This is a genomic window from Geobacillus sp. BK01, assembly GCF_052220245.1.
Taxonomy (GTDB): domain Bacteria; phylum Bacillota; class Bacilli; order Bacillales; family Anoxybacillaceae; genus Geobacillus.
In genome coordinates, this window is the sequence record NZ_JBQPTH010000024.1 from 1 (window position 1) to 22,800 (window position 22,800).

A 22,800-nucleotide genomic window follows, 5' to 3' on the forward strand; every position below is an offset into this window, starting at 1 on the left:
TGTGTACAATTCATCTGAAGTCCTCCTTGGCATGATGGTAGGTATTGTTTGGCACCCCTGCATCATACCAAGAGGGCTTTTTTTGATCAAGTCCCCGGAAAAGCTCCTAACGGGAATGCTCCTTTGTATGTTGAATGGCCATTCTGCAAAGCAGCGGAGCAACAAAAAACGCTTTTCCTCCTTTCGTAAAAGGACGGAAAAGCGTTCCGCGGTACCACCTTTTTTGGCGCCTAAAGCACCCTCTTTGACCTGTAACGCAGGCGTGCGGCTTATGTTTGCATAAGCGGCCGTCTAGGGCAGGTTCAACCGGCTTCCTGCGAGGAACCTTCCAGCCTATGGGTCCCACTCTCTGGCGCATTCCCTCGGTTTACTAGTCCCGTGCCGTTATCAGTATTTCACTGTCAAGGGCATTTCAACGATTCGTAGTTTGTAAGACATTATGCCGCCAAATCTCTCCATTGTCAAGGGGAACAGGTGATTTTGGCGCGACGTCGGCGGGAACAAGGAATGAAAACGCATTCGGAATAAAGTTAATTGTCATTTTATTAGAAAAAGTGGTACAATACTAGCAACCTATTAATCTGAACGATGGAGGGACTTTCAATGAAAACACGGCGCAGCGACATGATCAAAAAAGGATTTGACCGGGCTCCGCACCGCAGCTTGTTGCGGGCGGCCGGCGTGAAGGAAGAAGATTTTGACAAACCGTTTATCGCGGTTGTCAATTCGTATATTGACATTATTCCAGGGCACGTCCATCTGCAAGAGTTTGGGAAAATCGTGAAGGAAGCGATCCGTGAGGCGGGCGGCGTGCCGTTTGAAATGAATACAATCGGCGTCGATGACGGCATTGCGATGGGGCATATCGGGATGCGCTATTCACTTCCGAGCCGGGAAATTATCGCCGACTCGATTGAAACCGTTGTTTCCGCACATTGGTTTGACGGCATGGTGTGCATTCCGAACTGCGACAAAATTACGCCGGGAATGATGATGGCGGCGATGCGGCTCAACATTCCGACAATTTTCGTCAGCGGCGGGCCGATGAAAGCCGGCGTGACGAAAGACGGGCGGAAAATTTCCCTCTCGTCCGTGTTTGAAGGAGTCGGGGCGTATTTAGGGGGAACGCTCGATGAGAAAGGGCTTGAAGAGCTTGAACGATACGGCTGTCCGACGTGCGGGTCGTGTTCAGGCATGTTTACCGCCAATTCGATGAACTGTCTGGCCGAAGCGCTTGGGCTCGCGCTGCCGGGCAACGGCACGATTTTGGCAATCGACCCGGCGCGCAAGGAGTTTGTCCGCGAGTCGGCGAAACAGCTCATGTATTTGATCGAACATGACATTAAACCGCGCGACATCGTCACGGAAAAAGCGATCGACAACGCGTTCGCGCTTGATATGGCACTCGGTGGCTCAACGAACACGGTGCTGCATACGCTCGCGATCGCCAATGAAGCCGGCATCGAGTACTCGCTTGAGCGCATTAACGAAGTGGCGGCGCGCGTGCCGCATTTGGCGAAACTCGCCCCGGCATCGGATGTCCATTACATCGAAGATTTGCATGAAGCGGGCGGCGTTTCGGCGGTGTTGAACGAGCTGGCGAAAAAAGAAGGGGCGCTTCATCTCGATACGCTCACCGTCACCGGCAAAACGCTTGGCGAAAACATTGCCGGCTGTGAAGTGAAAAACTATGACGTCATCCGGCCGATCGACAACCCGTATTCGGAAACGGGCGGGCTCGCCATTTTGTTCGGCAACTTGGCTCCGGACGGCGCCGTCATTAAAACCGGGGCGGTGCAAGGCGGCATTACGCGCCATGAAGGGCCGGCGATCGTCTTTGACTCTCAAGAGGAAGCGCTTGAAGGCATCGTCAGCGGCAAAATCCAACCTGGCCATGTTGTCGTCATCCGCTACGAAGGGCCAAAAGGCGGCCCTGGAATGCCGGAAATGCTCGCCCCGACATCGCAAATTGTCGGCATGGGGCTCGGTACAAAGGTGGCGCTTGTCACTGACGGCCGCTTCTCCGGTGCTTCGCGCGGCTTGTCGATTGGACACGTCTCTCCGGAAGCGGCTGAGGGTGGGCCGATCGCGTTTATCGAAGACGGCGATATCATCGAAATCGACACGGTCAAACGGACGATCAACGTCAAGCTTTCTGATGAAGAGCTCGAACGCCGGAAGGCGAACTGGAAAGGCTTTGAGCCGAAAGTGAAAACCGGATATCTCGCCCGCTACTCGAAGCATGTCACCTCAGCGAGCACGGGGGGGATTATGAAAATTTAATGGAATGAATGGGAACAGGAAGGCGCGCTCACTTATTATGGGCGCTGCTTTCCTTTTTTCCGTAAAAATGCCTGCGCCTTGATCAGGCATTTTCATGCTAGGGGACGAGCAACGCCTGCTCATAGATGTATTTAGAAATATGCACACTTTGATAAGGTTTTTTATGCCCGGATGGGGGAGAAACTCGTCTGTGAATCTTTTCTCGTATGTTGCGAGAGAAAATTGATCATTTTGAAGAAACGATTTAAATGTGAACGGCTTCCCCTTCCTTTAGCTTGAAGAGGAAGATTTTCCGTTTCGCGGCGAAACCAACCTTTCGTCTCCTTGAGCGTATTTTGGGCTGTTCCCGCCCTTTAAACATATCCGGTGATTGGTCGTTCGTCCGTGCCATGAATCTTTTATCTTTGGAAGATTTCGCTCCGTTTTCCCATTGGATGTTCTCCGTGCCTTCTACATTCAGTCCAAAAAGAACATGATCGATCTTTCGTTCGTTCTGCGGTTTGGCTGACGTCCACTAACATTCATCTTGCACCTACTCCCGAGTTGTGCTCTTCCCGTCCTTTGAGATCGGAAATTTATTCCAGCAAACATGCAAAGCAGAGGTCTCGCTGCACTTTCATCATTATTTTGACCGTTTTCTGCTCAAAAAAGTGTTGACATTTTAAAATATTTAACCTATTTTAAAATTAAATATGATATTTTAATATATAACGTTTAATAAACGTTATATATTTTTATTCCCGATGAAATCGCTTTAAAAAAAGGGGGATTTGACAATGATTTTGCATGACATTGAGACAGCCGAGCGCAGTGAGCTTGAGGCACTCCAGCTTGGGCGGTTGCAGGCGACAGTGGAACGGGTGTATAAGCGGGTGCCATTTTATCGCGAGCAGTTTGACCAAGCGGGTGTGAAGCCTGAGGATGTTCGGACGTTGGATGATGTGCGTAGGTTGCCGTTTACGACCAAAAGCGATTTGCGCGCACATTATCCGTTTGGCCTGTTGGCGGTTGACACCACTCAATGCGTTCGCTTGCACGCATCAAGCGGCACGAGCGGCAAACCGACAGTTGTTGCTTATACAAGACAGGATATCGATCATTGGGCCGATATTGTAGCGCGGGCGTTCGCTATAGCTGGTGGAAAGCCGGGGGACATCGTTCACAATGCATATGGGTACGGGCTGTTTACAGGCGGACTTGGGATTCATTATGGCAGTGAACGGCTTGGGGCGGTCACCATTCCTGTTTCCGGCGGCAACACTGACCGGCAAGTGATGATCATTGAAGATTTTCAGCCGACCATCATTTGCGGCACGCCGTCTTATGTGTTAAACATTGCCGAGCGGATGAGAGAATTGGGCAAAGATCCTCGGCGGACGTCGTTGAAATACGGGATTTTTGGTGCGGAGCCATGGTCGGAAGAAATGCGGCGTACACTTGAAGAGGAATTTGGCATTAAAGCGTGTGATATTTATGGATTAAGTGAAGTGATCGGCCCTGGGGTGGCCATGGAATGCCATGAAGCGCAAAACGGCCTCCATATTGCCGAAGATCATTTCTTTGTTGAAGTCATCAATCCGAAAACGCTTGAGCCGGTGGCCGAAGGGGAAGAAGGAGAGCTTGTTTTTACGAGTTTGACGAAAGAAGCATTTCCGGTTATCCGCTATCGGACAGGTGATATCGCTTCCGTGACAAGAGAGCGGTGTGTTTGTGGACGGACGACGGTGCGCATGTCGCGGGTCAAAGGACGCGTTGACGACATGATTATTATCCGTGGTGTCAATGTATTTCCATCGGAAATTGAGCATCACCTCCTTCGTGTTTCGGAACTGGCTCCACACTATCAATTGCATCGGCTTCTCAAAGGACATTTGGAAGCGCTTGAATTGCATGCTGAGGTGACGGAATATTTTTACAATAGGATTGGCGGCGATTTGCAAAGCGGTGCGGCGCTTGAGCTTGTTCGACGTGTCCAATCGTTGTTAAAAACGCATTGCTTGATTTCGATTGGTGTTCGTCTTCATCCACCGAAAACGCTTCCTCGTTCAGAGGGAAAAGCGGTGCGTGTCATTGATCAGCGCAAGCTCGAAGCGAAGCAACTTATCTGAATTAAGGGAAAAGATAGAAAAAAAATCTTGCAAAGTTTATAACAATAAAATATAATGACGTTAAATAAACGTTATATATTTTTTAAATCATATTAATAGGGGGATGGATAATGGGGACGACAATGGTGTTTACTCGCCTGTCTGAAGAGGAAAAGTATGAGCGGTTTATGCGCCGCATCGAGGCGGGGGAGAAAATCGAGGCAGACGATTGGATGCCGGACGAATATCGGACGACACTCATTAAGCTCATCGCGATGCATGCAGTCAGCGAAATTATGGGGGCGCTTCCAGAAAAAGAGTGGGTGCCAAAGGCGCCGTCATTGCGCCGAAAGCTTGGCATTATGGCAAAAGTGCAGGATGAAATGGGACATGGCCAGCTGCTGATTCGGGTCGCAGAGGACTTGATGGCTCCTCTCGGCAAGACAAGGGAAGATATTCTTGAAGATTTGTTGAATGAGCGGTTGAAGTTTCACAATGTCTTTCATATGGCAGCACCGACGTGGGCGGACGCCGGGTTGATCGGTTGGCTTGTCGACGGAGCGGCGATTATGACGCAGACCAATATGCTGGATGCGTCATACGGACCGTATGCGCGGGCATTGAAGCGCATTTGCGCTGAAGAGGTGTTTCATGCCCAGCATGGCGAGTCGATTATTTTAGCGTTAGCCGAGGGAACGAAAGAACAAAAAGAGATGCTCCAAGAGGCACTTAACCGTTGGTGGGAAGCGCTGCTCATGTTTTTCGGCCCGCCGACGGCGGAAACGACAGGAACGTCCAAACAGGATGCCACGATCAAATACCGCATCCGTACCAAAACAAATGAACAATTGCGCCAAGACTACTTTACAAAGTATGTGCCGCGCATTTGGTCGCTCGGACTGAAGATTCCGGATGAGACGATGCATTTTGATAAGGAGCAAGGAAAGTGGATTTACCGGCAACCGGATTGGGAGAAATTTAAAGAAATCATCCGCAACAATGGACCGAAATCGCAAGAGCGGCTTGAATTGCGCCGGACGGCGCATAAGCAGAACGCCTGGGTGCGCGAAGCGCTCAGCGCCGTACGGGCGGTTGGATGAAAGGGGGATGATCACAATGGGGAAAGAACAAGGCTTTTATCAAGTGTTTGAGGTGTTCAGTCGAAGAACGCCGGACGCACCGCTTCAACACCAATTCAGCCTGCTTGCTCCGAATGAGGAGATTGCGTTCGTCATGGCGCAGGAGAACTTTATGCGCCGCGAGCCGGTTTCTGACCTTTGGGTTGTGAAACGGGATTATATCCGGCGAATCAATGAAGAGGAAAAAGCAGCACTTAAGCGGCTCGATAACAAAGATTACCGGTTGACGCGAGGATACGGAGATTTGAAAAAACGGTGGCGTAAATACGAGCAAAAGATGTTTGATGAAAAAGAAATTTTATCATGGAAAGGCGAGATTCGGCGATGAGCGAAAAACAAATCCATTTTCATCCCGATGGTCAGGAAGCGCTTGTTGAGTTGTTGTTCCAGCTTGCGGATGATGATTTTTTAGTTGCCTACCGGGGGTCGGAATGGCTTGGGTTGGCCCCCCATATTGAAGAAGACATCGCGTTTTCTTCCATCAGCCAGGACACGATGGGGCACGCTGCCATGTACTATCAGCTGCTTGAAGAGCTGGGCCACGGTCCTGCTGATGAATTGGCCCACGCCCGGCCGGCTGCGGCGCGGCGCAACGCGGTATTGCTCGAGCTGCCAAACGGTCCGGGGCACTACTTGCGTGAGCCCCGCTATGACTGGGCATTCACCGTTGTCCGCCAGTACTTTTATACACAGGCGAAGCGCGTTCGCCTTGAATCATTGACAAAAAGCGCATATACGCCGTTGGCCGAAGTGGCAGCGAAAATTCAAGTGGAGCTGCACTATCATTTGCTCCATTGGCATACGTGGTTTGTTCAATTGACGAATGCCCCGGGTGAAGCGCGGACGCGAATGGCGAAAGCCGTTCAAGATGTGGCGGCTGATTTTGCCGGCGTATTGACGCTTGGGGCGAAAGGGGCGGACATGGCGCGATGGGGGTTGATTGACGACGAAAAGGAGCTGACAGAAAAGACGATCGCAGCGTTGGCGCCGGCTTTTGCTGAAGTCGGGCTCGAGTGGCCCATGCCATTCGGTATGAAACATGGCAACGGCCGCAACGGCGAGCATACGCCGGACTTGGATGATGCACTGGCAACGCTCTCAGAAGTTTATCGCGCCATTCCACAAGCTGTATGGTGAGAGACGCATTTTGTTTCGAAAAAGACCGATGTCATCGCTTTCCCGTCCTTCTGAAACAGCAGCCGACAGCAACGTGGTCGGCCGCGCGGAAGGCAAGCAGGGCGGAACGGTGCCCGGGCCGGAGGGACGGGAAGCATATTGACGATCGGAACATGTGAGGGAGAACCATGACAAAGGAAGAGGTTTGGAAAACGTTGGAGTTGGTGAAGGACCCGGAAATCCATTCGGTTAGCATCGTCGATCTCGGGATGGTGGAACAGGTTGACGTTCATGATGGATCGGTCTCGGTTTCTTTGTTGCCGACGTTTCTCGGGTGTCCGGCGCTCGATATCATCCGCGCCAGGGTGGAGGAAGCGTTAAAGGAAGCAGGGGCCTCGGCGGTGACGGTTGAGTTCCTTCGCCAGCCGCCATGGACCTCTGACCGGATCAGCGAAACCGGGCGCGAACGGCTGAAGCAGTTCGGCATTGCCCCGCCGCCGCAGCAAATGTCGCCGGGGGCATGGCAAGTCGAGTGTCCGTATTGCGGAGCTGAGCGGACAGTGATGGAAAACTTGTTCGGTCCGACCGCCTGTCGCAGCATTTTCTATTGCAAACAATGCAAAAATCCGTTTGAAGCGATGAAGCCCGTATTAACGTTAGGATAAGAAAAAGGGGAGGAGACGTTCGCGATGTTTAAAATGATCGCCCTATACAAACAACCGAAAGATAAGGAGCAGTTCGATGCTCACTATTACGGAACGCACGTGCCGCTGACAGAAAAAATTCCCGGCCTTCGAAAAATTAAGGTGACGAAAATTACCGGCACGCCGATGGGGACAGAAAGCGAATATTATTTGTTATGTGAAATGTATTACGACAGCCGGGAAGCGTTTCAAGAAGCGATGAAAACGAAAGAAGCAAAAGCATCGGCCAAAGACGTCATGTCGTTCGCCGGGGATCTTGTCACGTTTATGGTGGGTGAGGAAGTGGAACATGAGTGAATTTGTTTCGATTGCCGTGCGGCAAGAGGGGGCAGTTGGCGTCATTGAACTCGCGCGTCCGGATGTGTTGAATGCGTTAAGCCGCCAAATGGTGGCGGAAATCGTGATGGCGGCCGAAACGTTTGACCGGGATGAAGCAGTGCGCGTCATCGTGCTTACCGGGCGCGGGCGGGCGTTTGCGGCAGGGGCGGATATTAAAGAGATGGCGGAAGATGACCCTGTTCGTCTTGAGTTGCTGAACCAGTTCGCGGATTGGGATCGCCTGTCCATCATCAAAACCCCGATGATTGCTGCCGTAAACGGTCTGGCGCTTGGGGGCGGCTTTGAGTTGGCGCTTACGTGCGATCTTTTGATTGCTTCGTCAACCGCGGAGTTCGGTTTTCCGGAAGTGAACCTTGGCGTTATGCCAGGTGCAGGAGGCACGCAGAGGTTAACGAAACTAATCGGACCGAAACGGGCGCTTGAGTGGCTATGGACCGGGGAGCGCTTGTCAGCAAAGGAGGCGCACAAACTCGGCATCGTTACGCGCGTCGTCAGCCCTGAACTGCTAATGGAAGAAACGATGCGGTTAGCCGGGCGTCTTGCCGCACAGCCGCCGTTGGCTCTCCGGCTGATCAAGGAAGCGGTGCAAAAAGCGGTCGATTATCCACTGTATGAAGGCATGCAATTTGAGCGGAAAAACTTCTATCTGTTGTTCGCCTCGGAAGACCAAAAAGAAGGGATGGCGGCGTTTTTGGAAAAACGGAAGCCGCGCTTCCAAGGAAAATAAAGGGGGGCGCTTTATGTACGAAACAATCCGGTATGAAGTGAAGGAGCAAGTCGCTTGGTTGACGCTGAACCGGCCTGATCAGATGAATGCGTTTACAGAGCAGATGAACGCCGAAGTGATTAAGTCGTTAAAGCAGGCAGCGGCGGACCAAAACGTGCGTTGTGTCGTGATTACAGGTGCCGGGCGGGCGTTTTGCGCCGGGGAAGATTTGAGTGGTGTAACAGAAGAGATGAACCATGGCGATGTGTTGCGCACTCGATATGCGCCGATGATGAGAGCGCTTCACCGGCTTGAAAAGCCAGTCGTCGCGGCAGTGAATGGGGTGGCGGCCGGTGCGGGTATGAGTTTGGCGTTGGCGTGCGATTTTCGGCTTCTTTCGGAAAAAGCGAGTTTCGCCCCGGCGTTTATCCATATCGGCCTTGTGCCGGATGCCGGCCATCTCTACTATTTGCCTCGTCTCATCGGACGGGCGAAGGCACTTGAAGTTGCGGTGCTCGGGGAAAAAATATATGCTGAACAGGCCGTCTCGCTCGGGCTGGCAACAAAAGTGATTCCTCTATCAAATTGGGAGGAGGAAGTAACGCAGTTTGCCGAGCGGCTCGCTGCTATGCCGACAAAGGCAATTGGACTTGTGAAGCGGCTGCTTCAGGAAAGCGAAGAAGCCGCATTTGACCGCTACCTCGAACGAGAAGCGGAATGCCAGCGCATTGCGGGATTGACATCCGACCATCGCGAAGGGGTCAAGGCGTTTTTCGAAAAACGGAAACCAACGTTCCAAGGAAACTAAGCACAAGGGGGAAAGAGACCATGGCAACTGTCAAACAAAAGAAAATGGAATCCATGCCGACAAAACGTGATTTCTATCATTTGATTATTAACGGCGAGCGGGTGGAAAGCGCTTCAGGAGAAACGTTTGAGGTGATCAATCCGGCCACGGGCGAACCGGTTGCCCGCGTTGCGAAGGGGACGCGCGAGGATGCCGAACGGGCGGTGCAGGCAGCGCGGCGTGCGTTTGATCATGGGAAATGGCGTCATTTCCCGGTGCAAAAGCGAGCCCGCATCTTGTATCAAATTGCGGCGATCATGCGTGAACGTTTCAATGAACTCGTTGAATTGGAGATTTTAAATACCGGCAAAGCGCTGTCAGCGGCGCAAGGACAAGTCATGCAAGCCATTGAAGATTTTGAGTTTTTTGCCGGAGCGCTCATTGGCCACCGCGGGGCGGTCAATCCGATGCCAGGGGCGTTTCATAACTATACAGAAAAAGAACCGGTTGGCGTCTGTGCACAAGTCATTCCTTGGAACTATCCGATGATGATGGCAGCTTGGAAAATCGCGCCTGCTATTGCAGTAGGATGCTCGGTTGTCATCAAGCCGGCATCGTTGACGCCGCTCACTTGCCTTGTGTTGGCGGAAATTTGTCATGAAGCTGGCGTCCCGGAGGGGGTTGTCAACGTGGTGACCGGTGCCGGGTCGGAAGTTGGCGATTATTTGGTCGAGCATCCGCTTGTTGACAAAGTTGCATTCACTGGATCGACACCAGTCGGGAAGGAAATTATGGAGAAGGCGTCGAAAACATTAAAACGGGTGACGCTCGAGTTGGGGGGCAAGTCGCCGAGCCTTGTATTTCCGGACGTTGACTTAGAGACTGCTGTTGCCGGTTCGTTGTTCGGCATTTTCTATAATAGCGGCCAATCGTGTGAGGCGCGCTCTCGCTTGTACGTGCATGAAAGCATTTATGATGCCTTTATGGAATCGTTCGTGGCGAAAACAAAGCAGCTCAAACTCGGCAATCCGTTTGATGCCGGTACGCATGTTGGGGCGATCATCAGCCGCGGACAGCTCCAAGTCATTGATGAATACGTGCAGTCAGCGGTCGCTGACGGGGCGACGATCGCTGCTGGTGGGAAAGAAGCGGTAGTCGAGGGCTTTGAAAATGGCTACTGGTATGAGCCGACGATTTTGACGAACGTAAACCATCAAATGAAAGCGGTTCGAGAAGAAATTTTCGGGCCGGTTGTCGTCGTCATGAAATTCCGCGAAGAAGAAGAAGCGGTTGAGTTGGCGAACGATAGCGACTATGGTCTGGCGGCCGCGATTTGGACGAAAGATCATGGACGTGCTGTTCGCGTGGCGAAGCAACTGCGCTCTGGCATTGTGATGGTCAACAGCCCGTTTTCCGCCTTCCCGGGCACGCCGTTTGGCGGTTACAAACAATCTGGATTTGGGCGCGAGTTGTCCGTCGAGGCGCTTGATTTGTACACGGAAACGAAGAGCGTGCTGTCATATTACGGACCGCGTCCGCTCAATCCGTTTGGTGTGTAAGGGAGGGCTTGTCCGGCAGCATGGCTGAAAAAATGGCGTTGCCGGACATGTCTCTAAGGGAGCGTAAGTCATCCGCCCGCTTGTCCGGGCGACAGAAGGCATGTTTCGGTTTGCGGTGCACCCTGTCGTCATCGATGGGGTGACCATTCATTTCACAGCATTTTCGGCTTGGCGAAACGAAGCCCCTGCTCGATGCATCAGCCACTATAGTTCAACATGTGAGAGGAGGAAGACAATGGTCGAACGTCTTGTTGTTGTCGGCAGCGGCGTAATGGGGAGAGGCATCGCTTATGTCGGCGCTGTCGGCGGATTTCAGACGACATTGGTTGACATCAAGCAAGAACAGTTGGATCATGCTAGAAACGAAATTACCTCGATTTTTGAACAAGCGGTCGCTCGGGGGAAACTGACAACGGGAGAGCGGCAAGAGGCTGAAGCGCGCCTTTCGTATTCGCTTGATTTAGCTGACGCTGTGCGTGACGCTGATTTGGTGATTGAGGCCGTGCCGGAAAAGATTGAGTTGAAAAAGCAAGTCTTTGAAACGATTGATGCCCATGCGCCGGCGTCGTGCTATTTTGCGACGAATACATCGACGATGAGCCCGACGGAAATCGGATCATTCACGGGGCGGCCAGAACGGGTTATCGCCATGCACTTTTTCAATCCGGTTCATAAAATGAAGCTGGTCGAGATCATCCGTGGTCTAGAGACAAGCGATGAAACAGCGCAAGTGGCGAAGGAAGTCGCCGGGCGAATGGGGAAAGAAACCGTTGTCGTTAATGAATTTCCGGGATTTGTCACGAGCCGGATCAGCGCCCTTGTCGGAAATGAGGCGTTTTACATGTTGCAAGAAGGCGTGGGAACGCCGGAAGAGATTGACAAGGCGATTAAACTCGGTCTCAACTTCCCGATGGGGCCGTTTGAACTCGCGGATTTAGTTGGGCTTGATGCAAGGTTGAACAACTTGAAATATTTGCATGAAAAGCTGGGGGAAAAATATCGTCCAGCACCATTGTTGGAGCAATATGTTAAAGCCGGGCGGCTCGGCCGCAAAACGGGACGTGGTGTTTACGACTACACGAATCGTGAGAACAACTGATGGACTGACGGTTCGGTTTAGCAAGGGGGAGGAAAAAGATGGCGAGAGAAGTGGTCATCGTTGATGCGGTGCGCACGCCAATTGGCCGCTACAAAGGCGTATTAAAAGACGTCAGACCGGATGATTTAGCTGCTATGGTCATCCGGGCGCTCATCGAGCGAAATCCGGGTTTGCCGGTCGAACAAATTGATGATGTCGTTCTTGGCAATGCCAATCAAGCCGGCGAAGACAACCGCAACGTTGCCCGCATGGCGGCGTTGTTGGCAGGGCTGCCGATTGAGATCGCAGGGGTGACGGTCAACCGGTTGTGCGGTTCTGGCCTTGATGCTGTCAATTATGCGGCGCGGGCGATTTTGGCGAATGAGGCGGATATCATGATTGCCGGTGGCGTGGAAAGCATGACACGTGCGCCGTTTGTCATGCCGAAGCCAGCGAGTGATTTTCCGCGCGGCAACATCGAGATGTACGATACAACGATCGGCTGGCGCTTTATTAATCCGAAAATGCACGAAATGTATGGCACCGACAGTATGCCACAAACGGCAGAAAACGTGGCGAAGCGGTTCGGCATTACGCGCGAGGCGCAAGATGAGTTTGCTTATGAAAGCCAAATGAGAGCGAAACAGGCGATGGAATCGAACCGATTCGCTGATGAACTGGTGCCGGTTGTGTATTACGATCGGAAAGGCAACCGCATTGTGGTCGACAAAGACGAGCATCCCCGTCCGGATACGACGTTAGAGAAGTTGGCCAAGCTGCCGCCGTTGTTTGAAAACGGTACGGTGACAGCTGGCAACTCGTCCGGCGTTAACGACGGGGCGGCAGCGCTTTTGTTAATGAGCGCCGAAAAGGCAAAAGAACTCGGGCTCAAGCCGTTGGCCACCTATGTCACTTCAGCGGTCGCCGGCGTCGAACCGGCCGTGATGGGCCTTGGTCCTATTTTCGCAACACGCAAGGCGCTGGGCCGCGCCGGGTTGTCGCTTGACGATGTGGGGCTTGTCGAGCTGAACGAAGCGTTCGCCTCGCAATCGCTGGAGTGCATTCGCCAGCTGGAGCTCGACCGGGCGAAAGTAAACGTCAATGGCGGGGCGATCGCCCTTGGCCATCCGCTCGGCGCGAGCGGCGCACGCATTTTAACGACATTGATTTACGAAATGCGAAAACGCGGCGTCACCTATGGATTGGCGACGATGTGCATCGGCGTCGGCCAAGGGATCGCGACGATCGTGAAGCACGCAGACGAACGGTAGGAGCGTCCTGCCACAGTCCGGCGGAGTGGTTGTTTTGTTTAGAGGATGGTCAATGATGCGGCTTTCGGTGTAACCTTCTATGCACCGAAAGTAGTTTTAACATGTTTGCCCATCGCCGGAAGCTGGCTGCTTTCCGGCGGTGCGGCACTTTTTTATTCCGCGGATTTTTCCGTTCGTCTTGTCGGTGTAATCAAAGTTTGCTACGATTATATTTCGAGAACAGAATAAAGGGAGTTTATTCAAATGAATACGCGCTCACTGATTTTTACGCTTTACGGCGACTACATCCGTCGTTATGGCGGTGAAATTTGGATCGGCAGTTTAATTCGCCTTCTTCGCGAGTTCGGCCATAACGACCAAGCGGTGCGGGCGGCAGTGTCGCGCATGAGCAAACAAGGTTGGATCCAGGCGGAAAAACGGGGCAATAAAAGCTATTATTCCCTTACGGCACGCGGCGTCAAGCGGATGGAGGAAGCTGCACAGCGCATCTACAAAACGCGTCCTGGGCATTGGGATGGGAAATGGCGCATTCTTATTTATACGATTCCTGAGGAGAAGCGGCATTTGCGCGATGAGCTGAGGAAGGAACTCGTATGGAGCGGATTCGGGACAATTTCCAACAGTTGCTGGATTTCACCGAATAATTTGGAGCAGCAAGTGTATGACTTGATCGACAAATATGAGATCCGCCCGTACGTCGACTTTTTTCTGGCCGAATATGACGGTCCGCATACGGACAAACGGCTTGTGGAAACGTGCTGGAACTTGGACGAGATCAACCAAAAATACGAACAGTTCATTGCCATCTACAGCCAAAAATATGTCATTGACAAGCATAAAATCGAGCGCGGCGAAATGTCGGATGCGGAATGCTTTGTCGAGCGGACGAAGCTCGTCCATGAGTACCGGAAGTTTTTGTTCATCGACCCTGGCCTGCCGGAAGAGCTGCTGCCGAATGAGTGGATGGGAAGCCATGCCGCCGCGTTGTTTAAGGACTACTATCAACAACTTGCCGCACCGGCCAGCCGTTTCTTCGAAGAGGTATTCCAAGAAGGGGTCGAACTCGAGAAAAAGGAAGAAGAAATGCCTGTGGAATGAATCGGGATGCACGGCGTAACGATGGCTGTGCATCCCGATTGGTGTTTCAGAACGTTTCATGCAGACTGTGGCAAGGGGGAAGTAATTCGTAAATGAGAATCGCCGGGGTGCCCACGCGTCGGGCCGCTGCTCATTTGTTTACTGAATGAACAGCAAAAAAGCGGACGGAACATAACGATTTTCGCTCGATGGATGTTTTGGGCTCCAGGGAAAGAGCGGATTAGGGAAGATTTCTTAATTCGACACGACGTGTTCGGGGCGATGTTTTATGAGGCCGTCGGTCTGAAAGTGCCGTGTTATCGTGGAAAGAAGAGGGATATTTCTTTTTTGAAAATTTCCTATTATCGATTATTCTCGTTTCCAGAAAAATGCGGTATAATTCGGGTATAACGTATTTTTTACGGGGTGTGAATCTAATGAATGATGTTTGTCGTTTGCTCGACCTTCGCTATCCGATCATTCAAGGGGGGATGGGGAACATCAGCAACGCCGAGCTGGCAAGCGCCGTATCGGAAGCGGGAGGGCTCGGAACGATCGGCGCCGGGACGATGCCGCCTGATGAGGTTGAGGCGTTGATCGTCGAAACGAAGCGGCGTACCGACCGGCCGTTTGCGGTGAATATTCCGCTGCAGGTGACGCCGCACACCACGGAAGTGGCCGAACTTGTCATCCAACATCACGTGCCGGTCGTTTCCCTTTCCGCTGGCAATCCGGCGCCGTGGATTCCGCGCTTTGCCGAGCATGGCATCAAGGTGATCGTTGTCGTCGCATCCGCCAGTCAGGCTAAAAAAGCGGAAGCAGCCGGGGCGGATCTCGTCGTCGCCGAAGGATACGAAGCAGCAGGGATCAACTCGCCGCTTGAGTTGACCACCATGACGCTCATTCCGCAGGTCGCCAGCGCCGTCCGCATTCCGGTCGTTGCTGCGGGCGGCATCGGCGATGGACGCGGGCTGCTCGCCGCATTCGCGCTCGGCGCCCAAGGGGTGCAGCTTGGCACAAGGCTTGTAGCCACGAAGGAAGCGCCGTTCCATGAAGCATATAAACAGCGGCTTGTTGAGGCGAAAGAAAATGAAACGATCATTGTCGGCCGCTCGGTCGGACGCATTCGCCGCGTTGTACGCATACCATACACCGAAAAGCTGCTCGAATACGAACAGCAAGGCATGCCGCTTGAGCAGTTCCAAGCCTATACGTCGGAAGACCGTCATCGCCGCGGCGCCCTTCTCGGTGATTTCCATGAAGGATTTATCAACGCCGGGCAAATCGCCGGTCTCATCGATGATGTGCCAACGGTGGCTGAGCTCTTTGAACAAATGATGATGGAAGCGAAAACGCAGTGGCAATCATTATCGGAACAGTTTCGCTAAGGTACGAAAGACGCCTGTCAAATGGCGTCTTTTTTTGGTGACAAAAAACGGTTTCGCAACGGTTGACATTGTTAACCATTATCGTTACCATAAGAATAGTAAAAATTATTATAATACAAAAATATTTTTTGTTGCATTAACTTGAAAGCGCTTTCAAGCGGTAAAGCAAAGGAGAGGGGAAGCGATGAATGTTATGGTATCGCCAAACATGTCACAAAGCTTCGATATGTTTTGGCAAATGCGGGAACACGAACAAGTCGTGTTTTGCCATGATGAAACCGCAGGACTGAAAGCGATTATTGCCATTCATAGCACGGTGCTTGGACCGGCGCTCGGCGGTTGCCGGATGCACCCGTATGCGACGACGGAAGAGGCGCTGGCCGATGCGCTGCGGCTGTCGAAAGGGATGACGTATAAATGCTTAGCCGCTGATGTTGATTTTGGCGGCGGAAAAGCGGTGATCATCGGCGACCCGCGCAAAGACAAATCGCCGGAATTGTTTCGCGCCTTCGGTCAGTTTGTCGAGTCATTAGGCGGCCGGTTTTACACGGGAACGGATATGGGGACGACACCGGACGATTTCGTGCACGCGCTGAAAGAGACAAATTGCATCGTCGGTGTCCCGGAAGCGTATGGCGGAAGCGGCGACTCATCGGTGCCAACCGCTGAGGGCGTCGTGTACGGCATTCGGGCGACAAACGAAGTGGTGTTTGGCAGCCGGCACTTGCATGGCAAAACGTATGCGGTCCAAGGGCTTGGAAAAGTCGGAAAAAAAGTGGCGCTTCGCTTGCTTGAAGAAGGGGCGGATCTGTACGTATGCGATTTGAACGAAGCGGCGGTGAAAGAAGTCGTGTCGTACGGCAGACGAATCGGGGCGTCCGTCAAACCGGTGGATGGAACCGACATTTACCGCGCGAAAGCCGATGTGTTCATCCCGTGCGCCTTCGGCGGCATTATTAACGATGACACAGTCGCCGCCCTGCAGGTGAAAGCGGTCGTCGGTTCGGCGAACAATCAGCTGGCTGACAAACGCCACGCCCGAATGTTGAAAGAAAAAGGCATCGTATACGCCCCCGATTATATCGTCAACGCCGGCGGTCTCATCCAAGTGGCCGATGAACTGTACGGGGCGAACAAAGAGCGGGTGTTGGCGAAAACGAAAGCGATTTACGACACGCTGCTCGCCATTTATGCGCGGGCCGAATCGGAAGGAACGACGACGGTCGAGGCGGCTGACCAATTTTGCGAAGAGCGGCTTGAGAAACGCAAACGCCGCAACCATTTCTTCACGCACCAAAAGCGGCCGAAGTGGGAGATTCGACGGTAAAGCGGGATTTCATATGGAATTGTATGTCTGAAAATATTGAATATAAAACCTTATCTTTCGATTTTGAAAAAACAATTGCCCAAACGGGGGAGTTGGATTTATTAGAACGAGGTTGTTTTGCGGCGTATGGGTTTGATTACTATGACATCGGGTATTAAGCCGAGCAAATGGCGGTCGCCATTTTAAAAGGAGAAGCCAAACCGTCGGAGATCAAACCGGAATATCCAAAAAACGTAAAATTGGTGATCAATAAACAGGCGGCGGAAAAACAAGGGATTAAAGTGAAGCCGGAATGGGACCAAATGGCCGAATATATGGAATGAAAGGGTGACCGCTGTTGGTGACAGCCATCACAGGTGCAGTCGAATCAGGGATCATTTATGCCATTATGGCGTTAGGCGTCTATTTGTCGTTTCGCATTTTGGATTTTCCGGATTTAACGGTGGACGGCAGCTTTGTGACCGGGGCCGCGGTGGCGGCGACGTTGATCGTCAATGGCGCCAATCCGTTTGCCGCGACATGTCTGGCGCTTGTCGTCGGATTCGCTGCCGGTTGTATGACCGGGCTTCTTCATACGGCAGGGAAAATCAACTCGCTTTTGTCCGGCATTTTAATGATGATTGCCTTGTACTCGATCAACCTCCGCATCATGGGGCGTTCAAATGTGCCGCTTTTGAATGAAAAGACGATTTTTACCGCCATTCAGGAATGGGCGGCAACGCTCGGGCTTGACGCCGCCGCCGCGAAAACGTGGGGGACGATCCTGTCCATGACGCTGCTTGCTCTTTTATTTAAATGGTTTACGGATTGGTTTTTGCAGACGGAAGTGGGGCTTGCGATTCGGGCGACGGGTGACAATCCGCGCATGATTCGCAGCTTGTCGGCGAACACCAACTTGCTCATCATCCTTGGGCTGGGCCTTTCCAATGCCATGGTCGCGTTCTCGGGGGCGCTTGTGGCCCAATACGGTGCATTTGCCGATGTCGGGATGGGGATTGGCATGATCATTATCGGCTTGGCGTCCGTCATTATCGGCGAGGCGGTATTTGGAACAAAAACGATCGCGCGGGCTACGCTGGCTGTGATCGGCGGGGCGATCATATACCGCATTGTCGTGAGCCTCGCCTTGCGCATCCAATTTCTTGAAACGGGGGATGTGAAGCTCATTACGGCAGCCATTGTCATGTTGGCGCTCGTCGTTCCGCAAATAGTTCGGCAACAAAAAGAGAAAAAACGCAAGGAAGACAGCAGGAGAAAGCGGGCGCACGCAGGGATGACTGTGGCAAACGGAAAGGGTGAAGGGGATGTTGCAGTTAAATCGGATTTGTAAAGTGTTTCATGAGGGAACGCCGGATGAAAAAATCGCCCTTCAACACATTCACTTAACGCTGCAAAAAGGCGATTTTGTCACCGTGATCGGCAGCAACGGCGCAGGCAAATCGACGTTGATGAATGTGATTTCCGGGGTGTTGTTTCCCGATGAAGGAACGATTTGGATTGACGGCCGAGATGTCACGATGATGCCGGAATACGTCCGCTCCCGCTATATCGGCAGGGTGTTTCAAGACCCGATGGCGGGAACGGCGCCGAACATGACGATTGAGGAAAATTTAGCGATGGCGTACGCCCGGAATCAAAAGCGCACGCTCCGCCGCGGGGTGACGAAAAAACGGCGCGATGAGTTTCGCGAGTTGCTCGCGACGCTTCATCTCGGCTTAGAAGACCGTCTTCAGGCGAAAGTCGGCTTGCTCTCAGGCGGCGAGCGGCAGGCGTTGTCATTGCTGATGGCGACATTTACTGAACCTGCCATTTTGCTGCTTGATGAACATACAGCGGCCCTCGACCCAGCTAGGGCGGAGTTGATCACCAACTTAACAAAAGAGATTGTAGGGCGATATCGATTGACGACGTTGATGGTCACCCATAACATGCAGCAGGCGATCGAGTTAGGGAACCGCCTGATCATGATGGACAAAGGACAAATCATTTTGGAAGTGGATGAAGCCGAAAAGAAACGATTAACGGTGGAAACATTGCTCGCGGAATTCCGACGCATTCGCGGGGAACAGCTCATGAGCGATCGGGCGGTATTGAGCTGACCGATGAGCCATTAAAATACGATGGAGAGGAGCGAAGGCATGGAACGTGATTTCCCGATTGTGCAAGTACTGAATGAAGAAGGAGCGATCGTGCGGCCTGAGTATCGTGAACGAATCACGAAAGAATGGACGATGACGATTTATCGCCATCTCATTCGCACGAGAACGTTTGACCGAAAATGTGTCAGTCTCCAACGGCAAGGCCGCATCGGGACGTATGTGCCGTACGAGGGGCAAGAGGCGTGCCAAGTTGGAAGCGCGCTGGCCCTTCACGACGGCGATTGGATGTTTCCGACCTACCGCGATCATGGAGCGATGGTAACGTTCGGCCGGTCGTTAACGACAACTTTGTTGTATTGGAAAGGGCGGACGGAAGGATGTGTTCCGCCTGAAGGGAAAAAGATTGTGCCGCCAAGCGTCCCGATCGCCACCCAGCTTCCTCAAGCAGCGGGGGCAGCATGTGCGGAAATGTGGAAGGGAACGAACCATGCGGTCATTGTGTACTTCGGCGACGGCGCGACATCGGAAGGGGATTTTCATGAAGGGTTGAATTTTGCAAGCGTTTTCAACGCGCCGGTTGTCTTTTTCAACCAAAACAACCAATACGCGATCTCCGTCCCGATCACCCGCCAGATGAAGACGAAAACGATTGCCCAAAAGGCGCTGGCCTACGATATTCCCGGCATCCGCATCGATGGGAATGACGTGTTTGTCGTGTATTTCAAAACGGCAGAGGCGCTCGAGCGGGCGAGAAACGGAGGAGGGCCGACGTTAATCGAAGCGGTGACATGGCGGTATGGCGCTCATACGACGTCCGATGACCCATCACGATACCGCGACCAAGAAGAGAGCAAGAAGCGGCGCGAAACAGCCGACCCGATCAAGCGGATCGAGCGCTTTATGCAGCGAGAAGGCTGGTGGGATGAAAAGTGGGCGAACCGCGTGCAAGAGGAAGTGAACGCTGAAATCGAGCGGGCGGTGGCGGACATGGAGCGCTATCCAAAAGCGAACGTGTCGGATATGTTTGATTTTGTATTCGCACAGCCGACATGGACGATTGCGGAACAGAAAGAAGCGTATCTTCAGTGGAAGCGGGGGATGGAATGATGACGACAAAAGTGGGCACGAAGACGCTTACGCTTGTGCAAGCGGTCAACGATGCGTTGCGCACGATGTTACAAGAGCGTGAAGATGTCATTCTGCTCGGGGAAGATATCGGGAAAAACGGCGGTGTGTTCCGCGCCACTGACGGATTGTTTGAGGAATTTGGCGGGCAGCGGGTAATCGACACGCCATTAAGTGAAGCCGGATTTACGGGCGCGGCGATCGGAATGGCGCTTGGCGGGTTTCGCCCGGTTGTCGAAATTCAGTTTTTAGGGTTCATTTACCCCGCCTATGAACAAATCATGACCCACGCGGCGCGCATGCGGGCGCGGACGAGAGGGCATTTTACCGTGCCGTTGGTCATCCGCGCCCCGTACGGTGCAGGAGTAAGGGCTCCGGAAATTCATTCGGAGAGCACGGAAGCGCTGTTTACCCATATGCCGGGGATGAAAGTCGTCTGTCCTGCATCGCCGTATGATGCCAAAGGGTTGCTGATTGCAGCGATTGAAGATCCGGACCCCGTCCTCTTTTTGGAACCGATGCGCAGCTATCGGGCGTTTCGCGAGGACGTTCCGGAAGGGAAATATACGATTGATATCGGCAAAGGAAAAAAGCGGCGCGAAGGGGACGATGTGACCGTCATTGCGTGGGGCGCCATGGTGCCGGTCGCCATGAAAGCGGCGGAAGAGGCGGAGAAAAAAGGGATTGATGCGGATGTCATCGACTTGCGCACCCTTTATCCGCTGGATAAAGACTTGATCGCCGAGTCGGTGCAAAAGACGGGAAGAACGGTGATCGTTCAGGAAGCCCATGCGACAGGCGGGCTGGCCAATGACATTTTGGCCGTCATCAACGACACGTCGTTTTTCTATCAAAAAGCGCCGGCGGAACGGGTGACAGGATTTGACGTCCCGGTGCCGTTTTTCGCCTATGAAGACGATTACGTGCCAACGCCGGCGCGCGTTTTGCATGCGATTGAAAACGTGATGAACTTCTGACGAAACTGGATTCCCTCTTCATGGAGCGGCTGTTCGCAGAAGTGAAGGGTCAGCGTTCCACGTTCCCCAACTTGCAACGCACGGCAGAAAAGCGGCACGTTCCGTTTGCCACCCTCCTGCTGCTGCGCGTGCATGGAATGCAATGGCCCGGAATCGGAAAAAAGAGCCATGCCCTTCGGCTGGCTCTTTTTTGCGTGGAGATAGCTGCCACTAGCGGCTTTGTAGGCGCTATGATTGATGATTGTCCAGCTGTTTGCGATACTCTTTTCCTTTTTGCACGTATGTATCAATCGACAGCTGAATAAGCGCAAGGTCTTTGTCCGTCAGCTCGCGCACCACTTTTCCGGGCGAGCCGACAACGAGCGAACGCGGCGGAATTTTTTTGCCGGACGGAATGAGGGTGTTGGCGCCGATGATGCACTCTTCACCAATTTCAGCCCCGTCCAAAATGGTCGACCCCATGCCGATGATCGACCGTTTGCGGATCGTGCAGCCGTGAAGGACAACGTTATGCCCAACGGTTACTTCATCCTCGACGACAAGCGGCGATCCTTCGTACAAATGGCAGGTCGTATTGTCTTGAATGCTCGTGCGGGCGCCGATCGTAATCGGTCCTTCATCCCCGCGCAAGACAGCGTTAAACCAGATTGTCGATTCCGGGCCGACGGTGACATCGCCGATGAGATGAGCCCCTGGTGCGATAAAGGCCGTTTCATGAACATTTGGACGTTTTCCGTTATATGGATGCAGCATTATTCATCCTCCCCTGACATATGTTGTTGTGGCCATCATAAGTATACCATATTATCTGCATATACAGAAAATTTTGTCTGCAGGAGAGGACTGACGAAAGCGCGGGATGTGAAGCTTTGGCCTTTGCGGCTTTTCATGCTGCGGTTGTAACGGATCATGAAACATTTCAACGGCGGACATTCACCCATTTCCCCTTTGTGCGAATACAATGTAACGGCACTAAGGGGGATTGGGAGATGGTGCAACTATTCAGTCGACAAGCAAACCAGGAACATTGGCTGCCATGGCAGCGGGAGGCGATGTCCGCCTTTGCGGCTAAAATGGCTGACCGAAGCCGGCTGTTTCCGTGCATTCCGGCGGTGCAGGCGTACGCATTGGACGATCTGCGCTACGGGTTTGCCAGCGATCCGCGCAGCGAGACGGCGGCGCAAGAGTTGGCCGCGCTTCTGGCCGAATTTGCCGAAACATCCCGCCAAATCGGAAATGATGCCGCGCTTGTCGTTTTTTTCGACACGCCGGCCGAATTGGCGGACGGTTATACGGTTGCCCAGTTTGAGGAGCTGTTTTGGCAGCTGCTTCGTCAAACGAGTGCGCTAGATGTGAGGGGGTGGTTGGACGTTGTCCCGCTTGACCCGAATGACCCGCTTTGGGAATTTTGTTTTCATCGCGAACGGTTTTTTATGTACTGTGCCACCCCGGCGCACCGCAAGCGACAAAGCCGTCATTTTCCATGGTTTATGTTGGCGGCGACACCGAGGTGGGTGCTTGAACAGTTTTATGCCGAACCCGTCAAGGCGGAGAAAATAAAGCAACGCATCCGCGAGCGGCTCGGCCGGTACGACACGGCTCCGGTCCATCCGGACTTGAACAGCTATGGAAATCCGGACAACTATGAATGGAAACAATATTTTTTGCGCGATGACGAGACATCGTTGCCGGCGTGCCCGTTTCAGCGGGCGAGTTCGTCCAATCCTCCGTAACGGTC

21 protein-coding genes and 1 pseudogene are annotated in these 22,800 nt (G+C 52.9%); 21 read left to right on the top strand and 1 reads right to left on the bottom strand.

Annotated features, from left to right (window positions below):
- Window positions 1–603: 603 nt before the first annotated feature.
- The 20 genes and pseudogenes from ilvD (at window position 604) to ACTVDO_RS15580 (ending at window position 21,062) form a co-directional block, all read left to right on the top strand.
- Window positions 604–2,283 (top strand): dihydroxy-acid dehydratase, encoded by a 1,680-nt coding sequence (gene ilvD, locus ACTVDO_RS15485; RefSeq protein ID WP_442901821.1) that lies wholly within the window; start codon window positions 604–606, stop codon window positions 2,281–2,283.
- A gap of 776 nt (window positions 2,284–3,059) precedes the next feature.
- A complete protein-coding gene (locus tag ACTVDO_RS15490; RefSeq protein WP_020960160.1) occupies window positions 3,060–4,391 on the top strand; it encodes a phenylacetate--CoA ligase family protein in 1,332 nt (443 codons plus the stop codon).
- Between the two features lie 110 nt (window positions 4,392–4,501).
- Window positions 4,502–5,470, top strand: a complete 969-nt coding sequence (gene paaA / locus ACTVDO_RS15495) for a 1,2-phenylacetyl-CoA epoxidase subunit PaaA (RefSeq protein WP_020960159.1) — start codon at window positions 4,502–4,504, stop codon at window positions 5,468–5,470.
- Between the two features lie 7 nt (window positions 5,471–5,477).
- A complete protein-coding gene (gene paaB, locus ACTVDO_RS15500; RefSeq protein WP_041267766.1) occupies window positions 5,478–5,837 on the top strand; it encodes a 1,2-phenylacetyl-CoA epoxidase subunit PaaB in 360 nt (119 codons plus the stop codon).
- A complete protein-coding gene (paaC, locus tag ACTVDO_RS15505) occupies window positions 5,813–6,646 on the top strand; it encodes a 1,2-phenylacetyl-CoA epoxidase subunit PaaC (protein WP_041267765.1) in 834 nt (277 codons plus the stop codon). The genes paaB and paaC overlap by 25 nt, the downstream gene beginning before the upstream one ends.
- A 167-nt stretch (window positions 6,647–6,813) precedes the next feature.
- Window positions 6,814–7,290 (top strand): 1,2-phenylacetyl-CoA epoxidase subunit PaaD, encoded by a 477-nt coding sequence (gene paaD / locus ACTVDO_RS15510; protein ID WP_020960156.1) that lies wholly within the window; start codon window positions 6,814–6,816, stop codon window positions 7,288–7,290.
- Window positions 7,291–7,314: 24 nt separating this feature from the next.
- Window positions 7,315–7,626: an EthD family reductase gene (locus ACTVDO_RS15515; RefSeq protein WP_020960155.1), complete on the top strand. Its 312-nt coding sequence runs from the start codon at window positions 7,315–7,317 to the stop codon at window positions 7,624–7,626.
- Window positions 7,619–8,395 carry an enoyl-CoA hydratase/isomerase family protein gene (locus ACTVDO_RS15520; protein ID WP_020960154.1) on the top strand — a complete coding sequence of 259 codons (777 nt, stop codon included), beginning with the start codon at window positions 7,619–7,621 and terminating at the stop codon, window positions 8,393–8,395. The genes ACTVDO_RS15515 and ACTVDO_RS15520 overlap by 8 nt, the downstream gene beginning before the upstream one ends.
- 13 nt (window positions 8,396–8,408) lie before the next feature.
- Window positions 8,409–9,182 (top strand): enoyl-CoA hydratase-related protein, encoded by a 774-nt coding sequence (locus ACTVDO_RS15525; protein WP_442901822.1) that lies wholly within the window; start codon window positions 8,409–8,411, stop codon window positions 9,180–9,182.
- A 20-nt stretch (window positions 9,183–9,202) separates the two neighbouring features.
- A complete protein-coding gene (locus ACTVDO_RS15530) occupies window positions 9,203–10,720 on the top strand; it encodes an aldehyde dehydrogenase family protein (protein ID WP_020960152.1) in 1,518 nt (505 codons plus the stop codon).
- A gap of 235 nt (window positions 10,721–10,955) precedes the next feature.
- The gene (locus tag ACTVDO_RS15535; RefSeq protein WP_020960151.1) at window positions 10,956–11,819 is read left to right on the top strand and encodes a 3-hydroxyacyl-CoA dehydrogenase; all 864 of its coding nucleotides are present in this window, start codon (window positions 10,956–10,958) and stop codon (window positions 11,817–11,819) included.
- 38 nt (window positions 11,820–11,857) lie between these two features.
- Window positions 11,858–13,069: a thiolase family protein gene (locus tag ACTVDO_RS15540; protein WP_020960150.1), complete on the top strand. Its 1,212-nt coding sequence runs from the start codon at window positions 11,858–11,860 to the stop codon at window positions 13,067–13,069.
- Between the two features lie 243 nt (window positions 13,070–13,312).
- The gene (gene paaX / locus ACTVDO_RS15545; protein WP_020960148.1) at window positions 13,313–14,167 is read left to right on the top strand and encodes a phenylacetic acid degradation operon negative regulatory protein PaaX; all 855 of its coding nucleotides are present in this window, start codon (window positions 13,313–13,315) and stop codon (window positions 14,165–14,167) included.
- A gap of 368 nt (window positions 14,168–14,535) precedes the next feature.
- Window positions 14,536–15,534: an NAD(P)H-dependent flavin oxidoreductase gene (locus tag ACTVDO_RS15550; protein ID WP_335328874.1), complete on the top strand. Its 999-nt coding sequence runs from the start codon at window positions 14,536–14,538 to the stop codon at window positions 15,532–15,534.
- A 184-nt stretch (window positions 15,535–15,718) separates the two neighbouring features.
- Entirely contained in the window at window positions 15,719–16,861 is a 1,143-nt protein-coding gene (locus ACTVDO_RS15555) for a Glu/Leu/Phe/Val dehydrogenase dimerization domain-containing protein (protein ID WP_442901823.1), read from the top strand.
- 86 nt (window positions 16,862–16,947) lie between these two features.
- Window positions 16,948–17,184, top strand: a pseudogene (locus tag ACTVDO_RS15560) (ABC transporter substrate binding protein); the annotation flags it as partial.
- A gap of 14 nt (window positions 17,185–17,198) precedes the next feature.
- Window positions 17,199–18,191, top strand: a complete 993-nt coding sequence (locus ACTVDO_RS15565) for an ABC transporter permease (protein WP_020960143.1) — start codon at window positions 17,199–17,201, stop codon at window positions 18,189–18,191.
- On the top strand, window positions 18,166–18,960 hold the full coding sequence (locus ACTVDO_RS15570) for an ABC transporter ATP-binding protein (protein WP_020960142.1): 795 nt from the start codon (window positions 18,166–18,168) through the stop codon (window positions 18,958–18,960). The genes ACTVDO_RS15565 and ACTVDO_RS15570 overlap by 26 nt, the downstream gene beginning before the upstream one ends.
- 39 nt (window positions 18,961–18,999) lie before the next feature.
- On the top strand, window positions 19,000–20,067 hold the full coding sequence (gene pdhA / locus ACTVDO_RS15575) for a pyruvate dehydrogenase (acetyl-transferring) E1 component subunit alpha (protein ID WP_442901824.1): 1,068 nt from the start codon (window positions 19,000–19,002) through the stop codon (window positions 20,065–20,067).
- Entirely contained in the window at window positions 20,067–21,062 is a 996-nt protein-coding gene (locus ACTVDO_RS15580) for an alpha-ketoacid dehydrogenase subunit beta (protein ID WP_041267929.1), read from the top strand. The genes pdhA and ACTVDO_RS15580 overlap by 1 nt, the downstream gene beginning before the upstream one ends.
- A gap of 228 nt (window positions 21,063–21,290) precedes the next feature.
- Here the strand turns inward: ACTVDO_RS15580 and ACTVDO_RS15585 are convergent, their stop codons facing one another.
- Window positions 21,291–21,815, bottom strand: coding sequence for a gamma carbonic anhydrase family protein (locus ACTVDO_RS15585; RefSeq protein WP_020960139.1), 525 nt, complete (start codon window positions 21,813–21,815; stop codon window positions 21,291–21,293).
- A 236-nt stretch (window positions 21,816–22,051) separates the two neighbouring features.
- Between ACTVDO_RS15585 and ACTVDO_RS15590 the strand changes: the two genes are divergently transcribed.
- Entirely contained in the window at window positions 22,052–22,795 is a 744-nt protein-coding gene (locus ACTVDO_RS15590; protein ID WP_020960137.1) for a YqcI/YcgG family protein, read from the top strand.
- Window positions 22,796–22,800: the final 5 nt, after the last annotated feature.